The organism is Pasteurella skyensis (genome assembly GCF_013377295.1).
Classification (GTDB): domain Bacteria; phylum Pseudomonadota; class Gammaproteobacteria; order Enterobacterales; family Pasteurellaceae; genus Phocoenobacter; species Phocoenobacter skyensis.
The window spans coordinates 1,110,163-1,131,255 of sequence record NZ_CP016180.1 but is presented as its reverse complement, the minus strand read 5'-3'; the positions used below and the strand labels follow the sequence as shown (position 1 = coordinate 1,131,255).

At 33.5% G+C, this 21,093-nt stretch carries 19 protein-coding genes and 1 pseudogene; 13 read left to right on the top strand and 7 right to left on the bottom strand.

The window, feature by feature from the left end; translation table 11 throughout:
- The first annotated feature begins 1 nt into the window (after nt 1).
- Genes A6B44_RS05530 through ccmI form a run of 3 tightly spaced genes read left to right on the top strand, consistent with a single transcriptional unit; the run spans nt 2 to nt 1,886 of the window.
- Nucleotides 2-544, top strand: a complete 543-nt coding sequence (locus A6B44_RS05530) for a DsbE family thiol:disulfide interchange protein (protein ID WP_090922742.1) — start codon at nt 2-4, stop codon at nt 542-544.
- On the top strand, nt 544-1,011 hold the full coding sequence (locus tag A6B44_RS05525; RefSeq protein ID WP_090922744.1) for a cytochrome c-type biogenesis protein: 468 nt from the start codon (nt 544-546) through the stop codon (nt 1,009-1,011). Before A6B44_RS05530 ends, A6B44_RS05525 begins: the two co-directional genes overlap by 1 nt.
- Before the next feature lie 2 nt (nt 1,012-1,013).
- Nucleotides 1,014-1,886 carry a c-type cytochrome biogenesis protein CcmI gene (ccmI, locus tag A6B44_RS05520; RefSeq protein ID WP_090922746.1) on the top strand — a complete coding sequence of 291 codons (873 nt, stop codon included), beginning with the start codon at nt 1,014-1,016 and terminating at the stop codon, nt 1,884-1,886.
- A 247-nt stretch (nt 1,887-2,133) separates the two neighbouring features.
- Here the strand turns inward: ccmI and A6B44_RS05515 are convergent, their stop codons facing one another.
- The gene (locus tag A6B44_RS05515) at nt 2,134-3,531 is read right to left on the bottom strand and encodes a YdgA family protein (protein WP_090922748.1); all 1,398 of its coding nucleotides are present in this window, start codon (nt 3,529-3,531) and stop codon (nt 2,134-2,136) included.
- A gap of 11 nt (nt 3,532-3,542) precedes the next feature.
- Nucleotides 3,543-4,400, bottom strand: coding sequence for a CYTH domain-containing protein (locus A6B44_RS05510; RefSeq protein WP_090922750.1), 858 nt, complete (start codon nt 4,398-4,400; stop codon nt 3,543-3,545).
- 148 nt (nt 4,401-4,548) lie between these two features.
- Between A6B44_RS05510 and A6B44_RS05505 the strand changes: the two genes are divergently transcribed.
- The 3 genes from A6B44_RS05505 to A6B44_RS05495 all read left to right on the top strand — a co-directional run bounded on the left by A6B44_RS05505 (nt 4,549) and on the right by A6B44_RS05495 (nt 7,489).
- Nucleotides 4,549-5,955 carry a YcjX family GTP-binding protein gene (locus A6B44_RS05505; RefSeq protein WP_090922753.1) on the top strand — a complete coding sequence of 469 codons (1,407 nt, stop codon included), beginning with the start codon at nt 4,549-4,551 and terminating at the stop codon, nt 5,953-5,955.
- A 75-nt stretch (nt 5,956-6,030) separates the two neighbouring features.
- Nucleotides 6,031-6,327: a helix-turn-helix domain-containing protein gene (locus A6B44_RS05500; protein WP_090922755.1), complete on the top strand. Its 297-nt coding sequence runs from the start codon at nt 6,031-6,033 to the stop codon at nt 6,325-6,327.
- A 1-nt stretch (nt 6,328) separates the two neighbouring features.
- On the top strand, nt 6,329-7,489 hold the full coding sequence (locus tag A6B44_RS05495) for a type II toxin-antitoxin system HipA family toxin (protein ID WP_176673484.1): 1,161 nt from the start codon (nt 6,329-6,331) through the stop codon (nt 7,487-7,489).
- Between the two features lie 254 nt (nt 7,490-7,743).
- On the opposite strand, the gene A6B44_RS05490 is transcribed toward A6B44_RS05495, so the two are convergent.
- Nucleotides 7,744-8,886: an MFS transporter gene (locus A6B44_RS05490; RefSeq protein ID WP_090922759.1), complete on the bottom strand. Its 1,143-nt coding sequence runs from the start codon at nt 8,884-8,886 to the stop codon at nt 7,744-7,746.
- 240 nt (nt 8,887-9,126) lie between these two features.
- Between A6B44_RS05490 and smpB the strand changes: the two genes are divergently transcribed.
- Entirely contained in the window at nt 9,127-9,606 is a 480-nt protein-coding gene (gene smpB, locus A6B44_RS05485) for an SsrA-binding protein SmpB (RefSeq protein ID WP_090922761.1), read from the top strand.
- A gap of 46 nt (nt 9,607-9,652) precedes the next feature.
- A complete protein-coding gene (serS, locus tag A6B44_RS05480; protein ID WP_090922763.1) occupies nt 9,653-10,960 on the top strand; it encodes a serine--tRNA ligase in 1,308 nt (435 codons plus the stop codon).
- A 101-nt stretch (nt 10,961-11,061) separates the two neighbouring features.
- Here serS and mglC read toward each other — a convergent pair whose 3' ends face one another.
- The 4 genes from mglC to A6B44_RS05460 all read right to left on the bottom strand — a co-directional run bounded on the left by mglC (nt 11,062) and on the right by A6B44_RS05460 (nt 15,893).
- Entirely contained in the window at nt 11,062-12,072 is a 1,011-nt protein-coding gene (gene mglC / locus A6B44_RS05475; protein ID WP_090922765.1) for a galactose/methyl galactoside ABC transporter permease MglC, read from the bottom strand.
- A gap of 13 nt (nt 12,073-12,085) precedes the next feature.
- On the bottom strand, nt 12,086-13,612 hold the full coding sequence (mglA, locus tag A6B44_RS05470; RefSeq protein WP_176673483.1) for a galactose/methyl galactoside ABC transporter ATP-binding protein MglA: 1,527 nt from the start codon (nt 13,610-13,612) through the stop codon (nt 12,086-12,088).
- A gap of 55 nt (nt 13,613-13,667) precedes the next feature.
- Nucleotides 13,668-14,666, bottom strand: coding sequence for a galactose/glucose ABC transporter substrate-binding protein MglB (gene mglB, locus A6B44_RS05465; protein WP_090922770.1), 999 nt, complete (start codon nt 14,664-14,666; stop codon nt 13,668-13,670).
- A 222-nt stretch (nt 14,667-14,888) separates the two neighbouring features.
- Nucleotides 14,889-15,893, bottom strand: coding sequence for a substrate-binding domain-containing protein (locus A6B44_RS05460; protein ID WP_090922772.1), 1,005 nt, complete (start codon nt 15,891-15,893; stop codon nt 14,889-14,891).
- Between the two features lie 224 nt (nt 15,894-16,117).
- Between A6B44_RS05460 and galT the strand changes: the two genes are divergently transcribed.
- The 5 genes and pseudogenes from galT to A6B44_RS05435 all read left to right on the top strand — a co-directional run.
- Nucleotides 16,118-17,161 (top strand): galactose-1-phosphate uridylyltransferase, encoded by a 1,044-nt coding sequence (gene galT / locus A6B44_RS05455; protein ID WP_090922774.1) that lies wholly within the window; start codon nt 16,118-16,120, stop codon nt 17,159-17,161.
- Nucleotides 17,162-17,213: 52 nt separating this feature from the next.
- A complete protein-coding gene (galK, locus tag A6B44_RS05450; protein ID WP_090922777.1) occupies nt 17,214-18,371 on the top strand; it encodes a galactokinase in 1,158 nt (385 codons plus the stop codon).
- Complete coding sequence (gene galM, locus A6B44_RS05445) at nt 18,365-19,393, top strand: galactose-1-epimerase (RefSeq protein ID WP_090922779.1); 1,029 nt, start codon at nt 18,365-18,367, stop codon at nt 19,391-19,393. The genes galK and galM overlap by 7 nt, the downstream gene beginning before the upstream one ends.
- 140 nt (nt 19,394-19,533) lie before the next feature.
- The gene (locus A6B44_RS05440) at nt 19,534-19,872 is read left to right on the top strand and encodes a DUF496 family protein (protein WP_090922781.1); all 339 of its coding nucleotides are present in this window, start codon (nt 19,534-19,536) and stop codon (nt 19,870-19,872) included.
- A 184-nt stretch (nt 19,873-20,056) separates the two neighbouring features.
- Nucleotides 20,057-20,962, top strand: a pseudogene (locus tag A6B44_RS05435) (IS256 family transposase, variant Zn-binding type); the annotation flags it as partial.
- Nucleotides 20,963-21,093: the final 131 nt, after the last annotated feature.

The following is a 21,093-nucleotide window of genomic DNA, read 5'->3' as shown; positions in this document are numbered from 1 at the left end:
TATGAATAAAAAACGTTATATTCCACTGATCCTTTTTTTGGTTTTAGTGATCGCATTTTTTGTACAATTACAACACAATGCTCAAGGTGATGATCCTAGGGCATTAGAAAGTGCCTTAATTGGTAAACCAGTACCAGCTAAAGAATTAAACGATCTCTTTGACGACAAAATACACAGAAATGAACTTTTTAAACAAGGTAAGCCTTTGTTAGTGAATGTGTGGGCGACGTGGTGCCCAACGTGTTATGCAGAACATCAATATTTAAATCAATTAGCTAAGCGGGGGATTAATATTATTGGCGTGGACTATAAAGATGATCCTAAAAAAGCACGACAATGGCTTAAAAAATTAGGTAATCCTTATCAAACGGTAATTATCGATGAAAAAGGCTCTTTTGGATTAGATTTAGGGGTTTATGGTGCACCTGAAACCTTTATTGTAGATGGTAAGGGGATTATTCATTATCGTCACACTGGAGATATTAATTCAAAAGTTTGGCAAGATAAATTACAACCTATTTATAATAAATTAAGTGAAAAATAATGAAAAAAATACTTTATTTACTTCTTTTTTGTTTTAGCCTGTCAGCTGTTGCGGCTATTGATGCATTAGATTTTTCCTCACCACAGCAAGAGGAAGATTATCATTCATTAACGCAGGAATTACGTTGTCCACAATGTCAAAATAATAATATTGCAGATTCCAACGCAACCATAGCTGTAGATATGCGAGCCAAAGTATTTGAGTTACTTCAAGAAGGTAAACAGAAACAAGATATTATTCAGTATATGGTGGAGCGTTATGGTCATTTTGTAACTTATGATCCGCCTGTTACAACGGCAACAGCAATCTTATGGATTGCACCAGTACTATTAATTTTATTTGGTTTATTTTTTATTTTTAGCCATCACTCAAGAAAAAGTAAAATACCAAAAATTGCAAAAAGTAATGAAGATCTGACCGCTTCCGAGCAACAACGTTTAGCCGCATTACTTAAAGAAAAGGAATAAAAATGAGTTTTTGGATAATCGCCATTGTTATCACTGCAATTATAGGATTGATTGCTTTCTATCCATTATTTTGGCATACCGCTAAAGATAAAGGTATTAATCGTAATAAACTTAACAAAGCCTTTTATTTTAATCGTTTACGAGAGTTAAATGATGATGAAGAGCAGGGGTTGTTAGATAATAGCAAGCAAATTAAAACCGAATTACAGCAAGTTTTATTACAAGATATTCCAGAGCAGGAAGAAGCTCCTGAAGATAAAAAAAGTTTTGGAAAAATTTGGGGTATTTCAGGTTTTTTAACTTTACTTATTTTAGCAACCTTAAGTTATATACAAGTTGGATCGTGGCAACAACAAGCAATGCTTGAAATGACCTATCAAAAATTGCCTTACTTTTATGAAAGGTTAAAAGACGAAACTAAACCACTGGATAAAAGTGAACTACAACAATTAACCATTGCATTACGTTTAAAATTACAAAAAGAGCCTGAAAATGCACAGAACTGGTGGAAGTTAGGGCAGATTGCAATGGTGCAGGAAAAAGGACAACTCGCTTTTGATAGCTTTGCACAAGCCCATAAATTTGAGCCTGAGAATGTAAAATATAAACTTTCTTATGTACGTTTTTTACTGTTTTCTCAGGATAAAATGGAGAATGTCAAAGGAATGCAATTATTGAAAGAAATATTAAGAGTAGAGCATACCAATCTAGAAGCATTGAGTTTATTAGCTTTTCAGTATTTTGAAAAAGAGAATTATGAAAGAGCAATGACAACCTGGATAATGATGTTACGTTTACTTCCAAAGGATGATCCTAAGGTTGCAATTATAGAAAAAAGTATCTTGATTGCTCAACAAAAATTAGAGCAACAATAGTAGTGATTTGAATGAAGTAATGATACTTATAAAAAGTAAAAATGATCTTGTTAGTTTATGAATAATTTATGTAAATAATTTAACTTGTAAAAAAAATGAACTTTTTATAATGAGGGGCGTCTTAGTATGTACTAGATGCTTTTACTGAAGTAAGTAGTTTTTCATAATTTCCTTAGCAGATTAAGTTACCCCGATACCATATTGATATCGGGGTTTTTCTTTAGTTTAATACTTAGAGGTTTAACACTTAGAAATTAAAGCCTGCACCCATTAACATAAATATAACTATCATTTCTAGTTGACCTATTTCTTGATGTGACATTTTTCTATTATTGAGTTCCACTTTGCCATTATCAATTGCTAGTTTCATTTTGATATTTTCATTATCTATAACAAAAGGATCGTCATCTTCCGCTTGAGCAATTAAGTTTTTAATTTTAGTATCTGCTAAATATTTAGCATCTTCTTTTGTTTCTCCATTCAGCAATTCTGATTGTTCGATCATTAGACGAAAGGCAGGAATGCTAAATTTCATATCCAATAATGATTTACTCAGTGTATTGATAACTTCATTTTCTGATTGTATTAAATCAGGATCAAATGGTTTTACATTTAAATCCAATTTAATATCACTTTTTCCTTGTTTATTTTTCAATGAAAGATCATTAATTTTTAATGATGAACCTTTTGAGATCGCTTCAAGAAATAACTTTGTGGCATAATCCGAATTTTCAGGATCATCATACATTTTTTCTATGGCATTATTCCACATTTTAGCGTCTCCAACAAAATCTGCATTTAGCTTCATTTCACCAAAATTTTGTGTTATTTCATTTTTTGTCATTGAAATATCTGTTTTCATTTTAGTGTTGCTTGAGTAAGATACTTTATCAAGATAACCTTTTCCTTCCATTTCAAGATTATTCATAGCAAATTTATTTTTATTATCTCCAACATAAAACTTTTCAACATTAAAAACATAATCTCCCAATCCTAAATATGGGTATTCACTTTTCTCTGAGGTGAATTTATATTCCATATTTTTAGCCGCAAATTTTACGTTTACTCCATTGAAAAATGCAACAGAGTCAAGTGCTAAATTCACATCTCCAATGCCATTTTTATCTGTATCAAATTCTGCTTCCACTTCTGATATTTCAAAGTTTCCATCAGTTGATTTAGCCGCATTCGTTTTTGCACTACCGTTTAAATTAGTGTTGTAATCAATATCAATATTAGTCGTAAGCACTACACCATCTTTAAATACCGATTTGAGGGAATCTGGGCTATATAAAATGCCTTCATCACTTGCCATAACCGGCAATAATTTACCTTTGATTAAACGGTTTAGTGGGAAAGGACCGTGATGAAGTGTGTCGGCACCTTTAAAGATATAGTTTTCACCATCATAATTTTTAACGACTAAGTTATAATTGATATCAGAGCTAAAGAAACCACGTTCGATTTTGACGTCTTTATACTCGGCATTAACGCCGTATGCTTTAAGTACTTTAAGTTCTTTATTGGCAAGATTAACGAGTTCACCATAACGAGCTTCAACTTGTTTTCCTGTATACCACGCACCGCCTATTTGTGCGATACCAACTACCGCAACTAATGAGAGGGCAATTTTTGATAATTTCATTGTTTTATCCTTTATAAATAGAGTTGTTGAATTAAGCGAATATTTTGTTTTAGATAACCTTGACTTTTTAAGTAGTCTTTCAGTTGTTGCCAATTCAAAATACCTATATTACTTAACGTAATAAATTGTTCTAATAATATCGCATTTTCAGTAGGAAGAATACGAATAATGTCTGCTAAATTTTGTTCAAATTGATATTTTTCTGCTTTTGTCATTGTTGAGCTATCACAAGCGGTAAGATCATTTACTTTTTTTGCAATTTTTTCAGGACGTCCTACAAAATAACCTCTTTCCGCCTTACTTAATGCACTAAAATACATTCCATCAAGGGTGGGGAGAGCATTTAAGAATTGCATTAAATCACTTAATTCACCCTTTTTAAGCTCTAGTTCAATTTCACAAATAGGATCTTCTCCCCATTTATTTTTTACCCAACCTTGATCTAAGGCGATTTCGATTTCAGTGTTTTGATATTGAATAAGCCAACAGGTACGAGTGACATCAGTACTAAATACTTTTTCAAGGGAGTGATGAATATCTTCAACATTAGAAAATTGCAAATTAAAGTGATCATCTAACCGCTTAAAATCGGGTTTATCGTTGGGTAAATTCATATTGTATTCAGGACGAATATGTAACCCTCCTACAATTTCTCCTTTGGTTTTTAACGTCATTTCACAGTGCTGATTGACTTGACGTACTCGTAATCCCATTTTTTGATTAGCAAAAAAGAGCGAAGGGGTATCGTAGTAAGTATTGATTAATTCGTTGGTGTGCTGAGTTAGAATAGGTTGAGTGGCTAACCATTTTTTTATCTCCTCAATATTATGAGGTTCAAGCATTATTTTTAATTCAATTTCGTTTTGCATTTTAGTGACTTTTTTGATTTTGACTGACCCTATTATAAATAATCAGCCTTCATTGTCATACTGATTATTTTATAAAATGGAGATTACGTTTGGATCGTTTATTTCTTATGATAGAATTAGCCTGTTTATATCATAATTTAAGAAAAAAATGTTTAATACAATCACACATAAAGTTAATACCTTAGTTCACCGAGTTACGGATGATCACTTAAGGTTAGCGGTAACGGGTTTAAGCCGTAGTGGTAAAACGGCGTTTATTACCAGTTTGGTTGATCAGTTGCTACATATCAATCCGACAGACAATTCACATTTGAAATTATTTGCTCCTGCAAAAAATGGGCAGATTTTATCTGTTAAACGAGTAGAGCAGGGGGATTTAACCTCGCCTCGTTTTGAATATGATAAAAATCGTCACTGTTTTGAAATTGAACCTCCTGTGTGGTCGCCATCAACAAAAGGAATGAGTGAAATTCGATTAGCCATTCGTTATCAGCGTCAAGATGGCTTATTTCGTTATATTAAAGAAAAAAATACATTGTATTTAGATATATTTGATTATCCTGGTGAATGGTTGTTGGATTTACCAATGCTTTCTCAAAATTTTAAACAATGGTCTGAAAATCAACAACAAGTCCATCAAGGGCAACGAGCAGAACTGGCTCAGTCTTGGTTGAAAAAAGTACAACAACTGGATTTAATGGCAAAAGCTGATGAAAATCAACTTGCAGATTTAAGTGAAGATTACACTGCTTATTTACTAGAATGTAAAAAACAAGGAATGCAATATATTCAACCGGGACGGTTTGTCTTGCCGAGTGAGGCAAAAGGAGCACCTGTCTTTCAGTTTTTTCCCTTGTTGGATTTAGATGAAGATAAATGGGAACAGTTAGAAAAAAGTGATAAAAATAGTGTTTATCATACGTTGAAAAAACGTTATCGACACTATCAACAGAAAATAATTAAACCGTTTTATGAAGATTATTTTTCACAATTTGATCGTCAGGTGATCCTTGCTGACTGCTTGACACCACTAAATCATAGCCAACAAGCTTTTATTGAAATGAAGTTAGGTTTACAACAACTCTTTAAACATTTTCACTACGGTAATCGCTCTTTATTTCATCGTTTGTTTTCCTCAAATATAGATAAATTACTCTTTTTAGCAACAAAAGCAGATCATATCACCAGTGATCAATTACCGAATTTAGAAAATTTAATGCGACAACTTGCACAGGAAGGGGGACAGCATAAACAATTTGATGGAGTTGAAACAGGGTATTATGCCATTTCAGCCATTCGAGCAACTGATCCTGTCATTGTGACTCAAAATGGCGAAAAATTCAAAGCAATTCGAGGAGTAAGAAGTTCGGATAAAAATAAAGTTACATTATACCCAGGATCGGTTCCTAGTCGTTTACCTAATGCCAAGTTTTGGGAAAATAATCGTTTTGAGTTTGAACAATTTGAACCGAAACAAATTGATTTTGATGAAAGCATTCCCTATTTAAGAATGGATACCGTATTACAGTTTTTATTGGCGGATATGTTGGATTGATATTAAAATAATCATTCACTTTTGATTTATAAATGCTATAATTAAGGTGTTATTTATCAAATTTGAGTAATTATAATGCGCTTTGATTTTTATACACCAAGTGAAATTAGCCAAATATTAGGGCAACGTCTTAAACAGCATCGTTTACATCAGAATTTAACCCAAGCACAACTTGCTGAGCAAATCGGTGTTGGGGTGAGTACAGTTGTAAGAATTGAATCGGGCAAAGGAGGAACATTAGAAAATGTTCTTCATATTGCGATTGGATTAGGTTTAATTAATGAGTTTGCTGACTTATTTGATTATAAACCAAAAACGGTAGAAGAAGTGATTCAGAAATATGCACCACGTCAACGTGCATCTGGGAAATAAAATGAAGAATAAGAATATTATACAATCTATCGCGGTCTATTTTGCAGGATATGGTCAGTATCGTCTAGTAGGGCGATTAGGATTAGATCGCCAACGTCCTGTATTCTCTTATGATCCTACTTGGCTTGCAAATGGATTACCCCTTTCACCGATAGAAATGCCATTATATACACCAAATTCAAATAAATTATATTATGGCGAACATCGTTCATCACAATATTTGTGTGGGTTGTTATCCGATAGCTTACCTGATGGTTGGGGAATGTTACTAATGGATCGTTTTTTTCGTCAAAAATTAGGTAAAGAACCACACGATATAACTGTGCTTGATCGTTTTGCCTATATTGGTAAAAAGGCAATGGGGGCATTAGTTTTTGAACCAGAACATTTAATTGATACTGATAATGAAGCCTTAGATTTGATAACACTTGCACAAGCCAATCAACAGGTTTTGGAAGGTAAAGATACAGATATCTTAAGTCAGTTATTACAGGTTGGTGGTTCACCACAAGGTGCAAGACCTAAAGCTCAAATCTATTTTGAACCAAAATCACAAATTGTAAGTACCATAAATTTATCAAATCAAGCGGAGTCTTGGTTAGTTAAATTTCCTGCTCAAAATGAGCATAAAAGTGTGTGTTTATTAGAGGGTCTTTATGCTGATTTTGCCAAATGCTCAGGAATTGAAATGCCTGAACATCACTATTTTGATTTAAGTAAAGAGCACAGTGCTTTTGGTGTGAAACGTTTTGATCGCCATAATGGAGAGCGTATTCATATTCATACATTAGCAGGCTTACTCAATACAGATTTTCGTTTACCCACCTTAGATTATACGCAATTATTACGTTGTGTAAGAATGATGACTCGCTCACAAAAAGACGTTGAGCGAGCTTATCGTCAAGTGGTTTTCAATGTAATTTTTAACAATAAAGATGACCATACTAAAAACTTCTCTTTTATAATGGATGAAATGGGAAAATGGTCATTATCGCCTGCTTATGATCTTACCTTTAATACAGGGATAAATGGTAGTATTATTGATCAAATTATGCTTTCAGCAGAGCAATTTTTAAATGTTATTAAGGATTATCCTTTACAAAAAGATCTATCAAATACCGTACAAAAAACCATAAAAGCAAATATTAAGAGAATGATATAAAATAGCTAAATTTAATGGTTTTTTAATTTTTATCTCTGATAATAATAAGGTATCTTATGTACTTTAATAGAATATTTTTTTCTGATGAAAAGATGAAAGAATGCTTTAAAAATTTAGACTATTTTTCGTAATTTATTGATGTATAAGTATTTATCAAAATATCCATTTCGTTAAGGAATGCCTTGACGCTACGTTTTTTACATTAAAAAATTTGCAAATTTTAATCAACATCTTACCGCTTATTTTAACTGCGATTATGCTTTTCTAAACTTTAGTATTACAAGTAAAAGTATGCCTAAAATAGCAAAGAAACCACCAAAGATATGTGTATTTATTCCGCCGATGCTTAGTATAATAAAAGCGATAATAGGAGAAAAAGACATATAACAAAAGCCTAAAATACCAGATGCAATAGAAGAGTATCCTTGATGATTAGCCAGAGCAAAGGAGATTGAAGGGCCTAATACAAGGGAAAACCCAATACTACCAAACATAATTAAAATCCAGAATAGTACAAGGCTAATTTCTACTATAAATAATCCAAGTGATGCAGTAATTAATAAAGATAATCCTACAAAGACACATTTCATTGCACCAAATTTTTCAATGATTTTTTTAAGTAAAAAGGACGTTGTGGAAATAATGGCAGCGTTAATGGCAAAGCAGACAGAAAATACCAATGTTGTTGTGCCAAATTGCTCCATCATTAAAATTGGGGCAATATTCAGATATGCCATAATAAAACCTAAACAATAAACACAAATTAAGGCAAATAACAGAAACTGTTTATCTGAAAGTAAGTTTTTAATGGCAATGCTATAATCACTTTTTTGTGAATTATCGATGTAATTAAAATGGGTTTGAAATTGCCATAAAATAATGACAGCATAAATAACAAAGAAGATAAAAATCAGTTGCCAGCCCCAGATGGTGAGTAATATTGCACCTACAATAGGCGCAACTGCGGGAATAATATTTAAAAAGCCACTTTGAATTGAGAAAATAATAGCGGCTTCATCTTTTTGGTAATTTTCATTGACTGTGGCGTAAGCGATTACACTGAGTGCTGAAGCCCCTAATCCTTGCAATATACGAGAGAGCAATACAAAATTGTAATTTTTAATAGCAAGAACTCCGATAGAGCCGATAATAAAAAGTAATACACCTAAGTATCCAATTTTACGTTTTCCAAAATGCTCAGATAAAAAGCCAAATAATAATTGTCCGACTCCCATCGAGAAAACAAAGACTAAGATAGAGAGTTGCGCAAGATTATTATTGATACCAAAATAGTTTTTGATTTCTACCAATGCAGGTAAATGTAAATCAATTCCTAATGGGCTTAATGTGACTAAAAGATATAAAATAAAAGGGGAATGTGTGGTAGTGTTTTTCATTAAATATCCTTATGGCATAAAATAATTAGAATAGGATCTTTATTATATAGATAAGAATAGATTTTACGACATATTTTGAATGTGATAAAAAGGAAAGCATTAAGTTGTCGTTTTCTCTTTTAGAAAAGAAAAAAATTTGCAAATTTTTATCAAGATGTGACCGCTTATGATTTTATTCTAAACCTGATTCAGGTAGAATGATACGATATTTTACCAATAACAATTTATAACGTAAAAACTATGGCTAAATCAAAGAAAAAATCAGCAGATAATACCATTGCTCAGAATAAACGGGCAAGACACGAATATTTTATTGATGATGAAGTGGAAGCTGGTTTAGAATTACAAGGGTGGGAAGTAAAGGCTTTACGAGCAGGTAAAGCGAATATTGGTGACAGCTATGTCATTTTTAAAGATGGTGAGGCATTTTTATTTGGAGCCAATTTTACTCCTTTAAGTGTCGCATCGAGCCACGTGGTGTGTGATCCTACTCGTACTCGTAAATTACTATTAAGTCGTCGTCAATTAGATTCTCTTTTTGGCAAATTAAACCGTGAGGGCTACACTATTGTTGCGACCGCTCTTTATTGGAAAGGGGCGTGGGCAAAGGTGAAAATTGGCTTGGCGAAAGGTAAAAAACTTCACGATAAGCGAGCAGATATTAAAGATCGTGAATGGCAAGTTGCAAAAAGTCGTATTATGAAAAATGCGGCAAGATAACTCTTCAAATTAAATTTAAAATTAAATAAAAAGGAAGGAACTCAATATGATCGACCAAAATTTATTACGTAATCACTTAGAAGAAGTGGCGCAGGCGCTTAAAATAAAACGTAATTTTGATTTAGATGTGAAACTTGTGGCAAGTTTAGAAGAGCAACGCAAAGCATTACAAATTAAAACAGAAAGTTTACAAGCAGAACGTAATACTCGCTCGAAAAATATTGGTATGGCAAAAGCGAAAGGTGAGGATATTACTTCATTATTAGCAGAAGTAGATTCAATGGGTTCAGAATTAGATTCGGCAAAAGCAGAATTAGAGAAAATTCAATCACAAATCAATGAAATCTTGTTAACTGTTCCAAATTTACCTGCTGATGAAGTGCCATTAGGTAAAGATGAAAATGATAATTTAGAAATCTCTCGCTGGGGTGAACCACGTGAATTTGATTTTGAGGTGAAAGATCACGTCACTTTAGGTGAAAATTTATTAGGTTTAGATTTTTCAGCTGGGGCAAAATTAACGGGTAGTCGCTTTGTGGTAATGAAAGGACAAATCGCAAAATTACACCGTGCATTAAGTCAGTTTATGTTAGATTTACATACCGAACAGCATAATTATTTAGAAACTTATGTACCTTATTTGGTGAACCACGATACCCTGTATGGTACAGGGCAATTGCCAAAATTTGGTGAAGACTTATTCCATACTCGTCCGCTTGAAGGACAAGATCCAAATGAAGTACAAAAATCGTATGCATTAATTCCAACTGCAGAAGTACCAGTGACTAACTTAGTACGTGGTGAAATTGTTGAAGGTGAAAAGTTACCACTGAGAATGACGGCTCATACACCTTGTTTCCGTAGTGAAGCAGGCTCTTATGGACGTGATACGCGTGGTTTAATTCGTATGCACCAATTTGATAAAGTGGAATTAGTGCAAATCGTTGAACCTGAAAAATCAATGGACGCATTAGAAGAATTAACAGGTCACGCTGAAAAAGTATTACAACTGTTAGGCTTACCTTATCGTAAAGTGTTACTTTGTACGGGCGATATGGGCTTTGGTTCAGCGAAAACTTATGATTTAGAAGTTTGGTTACCTGCTCAAAATACCTATCGTGAAATTTCATCTTGTTCAAATATGTGGGATTTCCAAGCTCGTCGTATGCAAGCACGTTTCCGTATGAAAGGAGATAAAAAACCTCGTTTAGTGCACACCTTAAATGGTTCAGGATTAGCGGTAGGTCGTACCTTAGTGGCTATTTTAGAAAACTACCAAAATCAAGATGGTTCAATTACTATTCCTGAGATTTTACGTCCATATATGGGTGGAGTGGAAGTGATTGGAAAATAGTTAATAAAATTTGCAAATTTTACTCAAAAAGTAACCGCTTATCATAATTGATAAGCGGTTTTTTTATTTTCAGTAATCTCTAGTAGTTTCTATTTTATGCGTTATTTTTTCTTCGCATATTTTAAGCTATCAATTGCAACAGCGAAAATGATAATACTACCTTTGATGATATATTGCCAATATGGGTTTACGCCGATATAAGTTAAACCGTAGTTGATAAGAGTAAAGATTAATACCCCAGTCACAACGCCAGCAACAGTACCAACACCACCAGCAAAGGATACGCCCCCAACCACACAGGCTGCGATAGCATCAAGTTCGTACATAAAACCTAAGTTATTAGTTGCACTACCTACACGTCCACCTTCAAGCATACCTGCGAAAGCGTATAACATACCTGCAATCATATAGATTACAATTAAGTTACGAGTTACGTTTACACCCGATACACGAGCGGCTTCTGGGTTACCACCGATTGCAAAGATGTTTTTACCAAAGCGAGTTTTATTCCACATAATCCATACTAAGACCGTAATAATGGCAGCATAAATGGTAATGTAGGATAGCTTAAATGATCCTATTCGGAAGAAATTCTGAGTAAAATCTAAGAATGCATCACTAAATCCTGCAATAGGTGAAGCACCAACGGCATCATAGTAAAGTGAGTTTACACCATATACGATAATCATTGTTCCCAATGTGGCAATAAACGGTGTTACATTGAGTACCGCAATCACGAGACCATTGATTAAGCCGATGATAGCACCAATCACACACACGATTAGAATAACCACAGGAATTGGAATCTCACCGAGATCTGGGAAGACTCGGTTCACGTTATCCATTGCCTGTAATAATGTTGCAGATACTACAGCGGTAAGCCCCACTTGACGACCTGCTGATAAGTCGGTTCCCTGTGTAACAAGTAACCCTGCCACACCCAGTGCAATAATAAGACGAACAGATGATTGAGTTAAGATATTACTAAAGTTACGTAAACTTAAAAAGCTTGAATCTTGAGAAATAATCACTGTAAGTAAGATTAATAATACAAAATAAATGGCATTTTGTTTTAAAAAATCAAGAGATTTGTTTTGTTTTAAGGCTGACATAATACTGTTCCTTTTATAAATATTTAGCAGCTAATTGCAAAATTTCTTCCTGCGAGGTTTCTGCTGTGTTTACGATCCCCGCAACCTTTCCATTACTCATCACTAAGATGCGATCCGTTACACCTAAAAGCTCAGGCATTTCCGATGAAATCATAATGATACCTTTATCTTTGTTGGCAAGATCTAAAATTAATTGATAAATTTCAAATTTTGCACCGATATCAATACCACGAGTAGGTTCATCAAGCATTAAAATTTCAGGCTGAGTAAGTAACCATCGACCAATAACCACTTTTTGTTGGTTACCACCAGAAAGTGAGCCGATGTTTGTTTGATGAGAAGGTGTTTTTACATTCATTGAGTCAATCACCCATTGAGTATCACTTTTCATTTTTTGATTACTCAGTAAACCAAAGCTACCCAAATAGGATTTCATATTTGAAATTAATGAGTTAAATTGAATGTTTAAGTTTGCATAGATACCAGTGGCTCGACGTTCTTCTGTCACAAGTGCAAATCCGTGATTGATTGCCTCAAGAGCACTATTATTTTTTACAATTTTATCGTGTAACTTAATTGTACCACTTTTACGTTGACGGACACCAAAAATGGTTTCAACAATATCAGTTCGTCTCGCTCCCACTAAGCCAGCAATACCTAAAATCTCTCCTTTATGGAGATCAAAACTCACATCTTGAATGGAGGGTTGGTTAGTTGCAGTCAATCCTTCCACTTCTAAAATTACTTCTTTTGGTGTATTGGTTTTTGGTGGGAAACGTTGCGTTAATTCACGTCCAACCATCATTGCAACAATATCATCTATAGTACAATCTGCGACAGCAACACTATTGATCCATTTACCATCTCGTAAAACGGTAACTTCATCACAAATTTTGAAGATTTCATCCATTTTGTGAGAAATATAAATAATCCCACAGCCACGATCTTGTAGTTTTTTAATAATTTTAAATAGGTGATCAACTTCTTTTTCCGATAGAGAAGAGGTGGGTTCATCCATAATCACAATTTTAGCGTCATAAGAAAATGCTTTAGCAATTTCAATCATTTGCATTTGTGAAACAGATAATTTGCCTACTTTTTCTTTCGGATCAACATCAATTTCGAGCTCATCAAAAATAACTTTCGTGTCGTTATACATTTTTTTATGATCAATAAAACCACCTTTGGTTGGGTAGCGACCCAGCCAAATATTATCCATAACACTTTGTTGACGAACTAAGTTTAGTTCTTGGTGAACCATTGAAATCCCATTTTCAAGGGCTTCTTTTGATGTTTTAAAATCTATTGGCTTTCCTAAAAAGAGAATTTCCCCTTCATCTTTAGCATAAATACCAAACAAACATTTTAATAAAGTCGATTTTCCTGCACCGTTTTCACCCATTAAGGCATGAACAGAGTAGGAACGTACAGTTAAATTTGCTCGGTCAAGTGCTTTTACTCCGGGAAAGGTTTTACTGACATTTGTCATCTCAAGTAGCACTTCACCCTTAGGTTTTGATGCTGTATTTTGTGCTGTCATATTCAACCTCAATTAAAAAAAGGGGGGATCACTCCCCCCTAATAAATATTACAAATTATTTTAAAAAGTCTTTTAAGTTATCTGCATCTACAGCAACATAAGGAACGTTAATACGTTTACCATTAAGTTTGTAAGTCATTCCTGCTGTTGGTGCTTTACCTTCAGCTAAGTTTTTAGAAAGTTGCATAACTGCTTTACCTTGGTTTACACCATCGTTAAGAACAGTACCAAGAATTTCACCTTTCTTAACCATTTGTAAAACTTCTGGAAGTGCATCTACACCAAAGATTGGTAATTTTTTACCTGCAGCTTTGATTGCATTGAATGCACCCATTGCCATACCGTCGTTGTTACAGATAACGACTTCGATATTTTTACCTTTAGGGTTAGATAACCAAGATTGCATTTTATCTTTTGCCATTGATGCATCCCACATACCTGTATCGATAAATAATTCATCAGTTTTGAAACCTTGATCATTTAATTCTTTGATAACAAATTTAGTACGAGCTTCTGCATCTGGGTGTCCAGGTTCACCTTTTAATAAAGCAAATTGGATTTTACCATCTTTATTTAAATCAAATTCAGGATGAGATTTCCATTGTTTTGCAATTAATTGACCTTGCATTACACCAGATTCTTCAGGATTTGTTCCAACAAAATATGCTTTGTCATAAGTATCAAGTGCTTTTGTACCCGGATCACGGTTAAAGAATACGATTGGCACATCGTCACCTTTTGCTTTACGAATAACTGTTTTTGCTGCACCTGGGTCAACTAAGTTGATTGCTAATGCTTTAACAATAGGATCTCTTGAAAGCAAACCATCAATTTGGTCATTTTGAATTGATTGTTGATTTTGAGAGTCATTCATACTTAATTTAATACCACCAAGAGCTTGGGCTTCTTTTTCAATCTCTTGACGCATTAATGCCATAAAGTTATCGTCGTATTTGTAAATTGTTACACCGATTGGAATGTCTTTTGCAGATGCTGTTGCTACCGCACCAAAACCAACTGCTAATGCCACAGCACTTAAAAACGTTTTTTTCATAATGTGTTTCTCCATTGAAAAATCTTTGTAAAACAAAGTATATTGAGTTTTATTGATAGTAAAAATTTTATTACCAATAATTGAACTTATCCGTATAGCATATTGGATAATCGCGATGATCATACAGCAATTTATAATACAATTCTGTGATCTGTTTCACAATTATGAAAACGTTTTCATAAATTATTTAGAAATATAGCTTGAAATCTAAATTCAAGAAAATTATTTATTGGATAAACTTTTAGTTGAAAATCGTTTAACTAGAGTAGGTTTAAATTGTACATAAGTGGGACGCTCAATTTCTTTATTTGCTAAGTTTAATGCTAATTTGGTTGCATAACTTGCCATTAAATCAATAGGATATCTGATTGTAGTGAGTTTTGGTACTAAATATTTTGCAATAGGAACATCATCAAATCCGATAATTGAAAATTGCTCAGGAACTTTAATATTGTTTTCATTTAAAACCGATAATGCACCTGCTGCAATATTATCATTATATGCGACAATAGCTGTTAAATCAGAGTGATAGCTAAGCAGTTCTATCATTGCTTCTTCACCGCCTTCAAAATCAGGAGAGGTGTGTACAATAGCGTGCTCTAATTGTGAAAGTTGATGTTTTTTTAATGCTTTTAAATAGCCATTTTTACGATCAAACTCATCAGTAATATAATGATTAGAACCAATGTAACCTATATGTTTATGCCCTAATTTAATCAATGTTTCAGTGGCTAAAAAAGTGCCTTTTTCATTATCAAGATCAACACAGCGATGCTCATACCCTTCAATAACACGGTTAATGATGACCATACTCGGTACACTTTCTAGGTAATGTTTTAATATTTCATCATCAAGCGCTTTACTATGAACAATTAAGCAATTACAACGTTTACGTAATAAACTCTCAATGGCATTAAGTTCTTTTTCTGCGTTATGGTAACCGATACCAATTAAGATACTTTTACCATATTCAGTGGCAACTTGATCGACAGTTTTCACTAAAATAGCAAAAAAAGGATCAGTTACATCTGTGACTACAACGCCAACGGTATCTGTATTTTTTAGTGCGAGAGCTTGAGCATTAGCATTAGGACAATAACCTAATGTTTCTACAGCGCGTAAAACAGATTGGCGAGACTTATTACTAGAGGAAGCATTATTTAAAACTCGAGAAACGGTAGCAACTGAAACGCCTGCGAGAGTAGCAACATCACGAATTGTAATCATAATTTTCCTTTTAATTGATCTGTTTTGACATTAAACATCATATAAAAAATATATTTTTTTGAAAGCGGTTACTTTTAAAAATGATACCTAGCTCACAAAAAATAATGTAATTTACTATGATTATTTTAAATTTGTGATGTAGATCACAGTAATTGTATTTTGCTGGGTTAAAATAGGGATGTAATCGTTTACATTTTTAAAAAGAAATAAAAAGGAGAGGAAAAATGAATAATGTATTTGATCCAACTGAGCATCCACATCGACGTTATAATCCATTAACCGAACAATGGGTTTTGGTTTCCCCACATCGAGCAAAACGTCCTTGGCAAGGTCAACAAGAAAAAGTAGTGGAAGAAAATAAACCAAGTTACGATCCAAGTTGTTATTTGTGTCCAAGTAATAAACGCATTACAGGTGAACAAAATCCAGCTTATACTCAACCTTTCGTGTTTAAAAATGATTTTTCCGCACTTTTAGAAAATACACCAGCTCCACAAGAACAACAAGATCCTCTCTTTCAAAGTTCTCAGGCACAGGGTGAGAGCCGAGTAGTTTGTTTTTCACCTGATCACAGTAAAACCTTACCTTTATTGACCGTTGAAGAAATCACCGAAGTGATCAAAACGTGGCAAGAACAATTACAAGAATTAGGTCAAAAATATCAATGGGTACAAATTTTTGAGAATAAAGGGGCAGCAATGGGCTGTTCAAATCCTCATCCTCACGGGCAAATTTGGGCAAGCAATTTCTTACCAAATGAAGTTGCCCAAGCAGATAAAGCACAAGCTGAATATTTTAAAAAACATAATTCGGTACTTTTAATGGATTATGTCAATAAAGAATTAGAACTTAAAGAACGCATTGTGGTAGAAACAGAATATTGGGTGGCGGTTGTGCCTTATTGGGCGGTATGGCCGTTTGAAACCTTGTTACTTCCAAAACAGCATATTAAACGCTTAACGGATTTAAATACAGAACAAGAAAAAGATCTTGCTTTAGCAATAAAAAAATTAACAACAAAATATGATAATTTATTTAATACATCATTCCCTTATTCAATGGGCTTTCACGCTGCACCTTTTAATGGAAAAGAGAATGAACATTGGCAATTACACGCTCATTTCTATCCACCTTTACTACGTTCTGCCACCGTGCGTAAATTTATGGTTGGCTATGAGATGTTAGGGGAGAGCCAGCGAGATCTAACGGCAGAGCAAGCTGCAATACGTTTAAGAGAGTTGTCAGATACTCATTATAAAATGAAGTAATATTGAATATAGCGGTTACTTGTGAGTTAAAATTTACAAAAAAGGAAATATTATGCAACCAATCGAAAAAGCGAAACAGTTATTTGTTGAAAAATTTAATCAAAAACCAACCTTATGTGTTTATGCACCAGGGCGAGTCAATGTGATTGGCGAACATACCGATTATAATGACGGTTTTGTGATGCCTTGTGCGATCAACTATGGAACAGCAATCAGTGGTACTAAACGTAGTGATAGTATTTTTAACGTCTATGCGGCAGATTTAGATCAGTTTGATAAATTTGATTTAAGCCAACCGATCACAAAAAACAGTGAGGCTAAATGGACGGGCTATGTGCGTGGCGTGGTTAAATTTATTCAAGAGCGTTGCCCTGAATTTAAACAAGGGGCAGATTTAGTGATTAGTGGCAATGTGCCTTTATCTTCTGGTTTGAGTTCTTCTGCATCATTAGAAGTGGCGGTAGGGAAATTCTGTCAGCAATTAGGCAATCTTTCACTTTCTCATACTGAAATTGCGTTAATCGGGCAGAAAGCTGAGAATCAATTTGTAGGTGCAAATTGTGGCAATATGGATCAGCTGATTTCAGCATTAGGGCAAAAAGATAATTTATTAATGATTGATTGTCGTAGCTTAGAAACTAAGCCAACCCCCGTGCCACAAGATGTTGCTGTGATGATTGTAAACTCAAATGTGAAACACGATTTAGTGACAGGGGAATATAATACTCGTCGCCAACAATGTGAAAAAGCAGCGGAATTTTTTGGTGTAAAAGCATTGCGAGATGTCTCCATTGAAGAATTTGCAAAAAAAGAAAAAGATCTTACCGCTTGTGATCCTGAAATGATGAGAAGAGCCAGACACGTAGTGACTGAAAACCAACGAGTGTTAGATGCCGTAAAAGCGTTAGAGCAGGGAGATTTAACCTCATTGGGACAATTGATGTATGCTTCACATAATTCAATGCGAGATGATTTTGAAATTACCACACCTGAAATTGATTACTTAGTAGAACTTGCTCAAGTCGTTATCGGTTCAAGTGGTGGTGCGAGAATGACAGGCGGCGGTTTTGGTGGTTGTATTGTAGCGATTGCACCGACTGAAAAAGTAGAAGCAGTACAAAAAATTATTGCAGATAATTACCAAAAACAAACAGGTTTAAAAGAAACTTTTTATGTATGTACTGCATCACAAGGGGTTTCAGTATGCTAACGGAAACCACCAGTGGTATAGCACCTGATAATATTCCTTTTCAGCTCTTTACTTTAACGAATGGCAATGGAATGTCCATTCAAGTGATGGATTGGGGGGCAACGTGGATATCCTGTAAAGTCCCTGTAAATAACCAATCAAAAGAAGTGCTATTAGGCTGTCAGCCTCAAGATTACTTGGTTCAACAGGGTTACTTAGGTGCAACAGTAGGACGTTACGCTAATCGTATTGCTAATGCCAGTTTTCAGCTAAATGGTAAAGAATATTCGTTAGTTGCCAATCAAGGAAAACATCAACTGCACGGTGGTGAGGGTTTTAGCCATAGACGTTGGTGTGTTAAAGAAAAAGGCGAAAATAGTATTACTTTTTCGATTTTTTCTCAAGATGGTGATCAAGGATTTGCAGGTAATGTGACCGCTTATGTCACTTATCATTTAACGGAAAATAATGAAGTCAAAATTGAATTTGAGGCTGAGTCCGATCAGGATACACCATTAAATTTAACTAATCATAGTTACTTTAATTTAGACAATGCTGAGCTTAGTAGTGATGTTCGTGATCATAAATTACAGCTGAATTCGGATTATTTTTTACCTGTAGATAATGAAGGTATTCCAAACGCACCATTAAAAAATGTCACAAACACGAGTTTTGATTTTCGAAATGAAAAGACATTAAAAACGGATTTTTTAAAAGAGGAACAGCAAGCGACCAAAGGTTATGATCATTCATTTCTATTAAATCAGAAAAGTGAGCAACCTTGTGCTATTTTAACTGCTTCGGATAATTCATTACAATTACAAGTCTTTACCTCACAACCCGCGTTGCAGGTGTATACTGGAAACTATTTGGCAAACAACCCAAATCGTCACAATGGTGTTTATAATGATTATTCAGGTATTGCATTGGAAACTCAAGCATTGCCAGATACCCCTAATCATCCTGAATGGCAGAAATATGGTGGGATTATAAAGGCAGGTGAAAAATATAAACATTGGACTGATTTTAAATTTAATGTGTAAAGAATAAGTGTAGATATTCAAATAATTTGTGATTTTCTTCGCAATATTAGCATAAGTTGATAAAAATACTTTGACGAATGACACTAAACGATTTAGGATTTCCGATGTTAACAATTTTAAATTTACCAAAGGAGCGCTTTATGGGAAAACAAACACAATCTTTTCAAGATATGCTTGATTATGTACACTTATATCGATTAAAAAATAAGTTATTACGTGAGACAGCAGAAAATGATCGTAGAATTAGAGATAATAGAAAACGAGCATTGTTACTTAATAACTTAAATCAATATATTACAGATTCAATGACTGTGGCGGATATACGTGCAATTATTGCAAATATGCATGATGATTATGAAAGTCGTGTTGATGATATTACGATCCGTAACGCTGAGTTATCTAAAGAGCGTCGAATTATTCGTCAAAAAATGGCGATTCACGCAGGAAAGAAACAATCGAAAGAAGATGGTAAAAGTTAGAAATTAATTGCTAGTATTAGCATTAAATTCGATAGTTTATATTATTGTTAAAGGACTGAGTTAAATTAACTTAGTTCTTTTTTTAGGCATAGTAGACAAAATAGTTGGTAAAAAATGGGTTAAAGCTTTATATTACTGTGCTTTAGCCCACTTTTTTGAAAATGAATAAAAAACTTGTCCTTTTTGTCATAAAACGAATATTCACAAATATGGTACCCAAAATAATGTTCAACGTTATAAATGCTCTATTTGTAATAAAACTTTTACCTTCAAAAAATCCTTAAATTCAAGCCAAATTTGGCTAGATTACACAGAAGGTAAACAAACCTATAAGCAACTAGCAATTAAATATAATTGCTCTGTTAGAACTATTCAAAGATATGTTTTAAAAGCCCCTAAAACGCCATTAAATATCCCACAAAATAATAAATTGAACTTAATGATGGATACCACTTTCTTTGGTCGAAATTTTGGTGTTCTCGTTTTTATGGACACTTTATCAAAGAAGGTAATTTATCATCAAATTGTGACAACAGAAAAAAATCTTTATTATCTATTAGCAATGAATAAATTAAGAGAAAAAGGCTATATTATTCAATCTATTACTTGTGATGGAAGACGAGGATTATTAAGAGATTTTTTAAATACGCCTGCACAACTTTGCCAATTTCATCAAATAGCAAATGTAATAAGGAAATTAACAAGGAACCCTAAATCTGAAGCGGGAAAAGAGCTAAAAATATTAGTTAAAACATTAAAAAATAGCTCTAAAAACGAGTTCTATATTAATTTACATTATTGGTATTTAAAACATAAAGAATATTTAAATGAACGCTCCGATAAAATAAATGAAAAGGGTAAATATCCTTTTAAACATCGTAATATAAGAAGTGCTTACAGGAGCTTAAAATATAATATGGATTATTTATTTACTTTTGAAAAATATCCTGAATTAAATATAGAAAAAACAACAAATAGGCTTGAAAGTTTATTTGGAGAACTTAAACGAAAACTATCTAATCATAATGGTTTAACCAAATACCATAAGATTATGTTTATAAAAGATTTTCTAAATAAAAGGAGTTGGTAATTATTTATAAAATAATAAAAACCAACTCATTTGTCTACTATGGGCATAGCTCCTCAAAATTACCAACTATTTTGTCTACTATGCCTTTTTTTATTTATACTGTTATCAATATTCACTTATCTGTTGTGAGG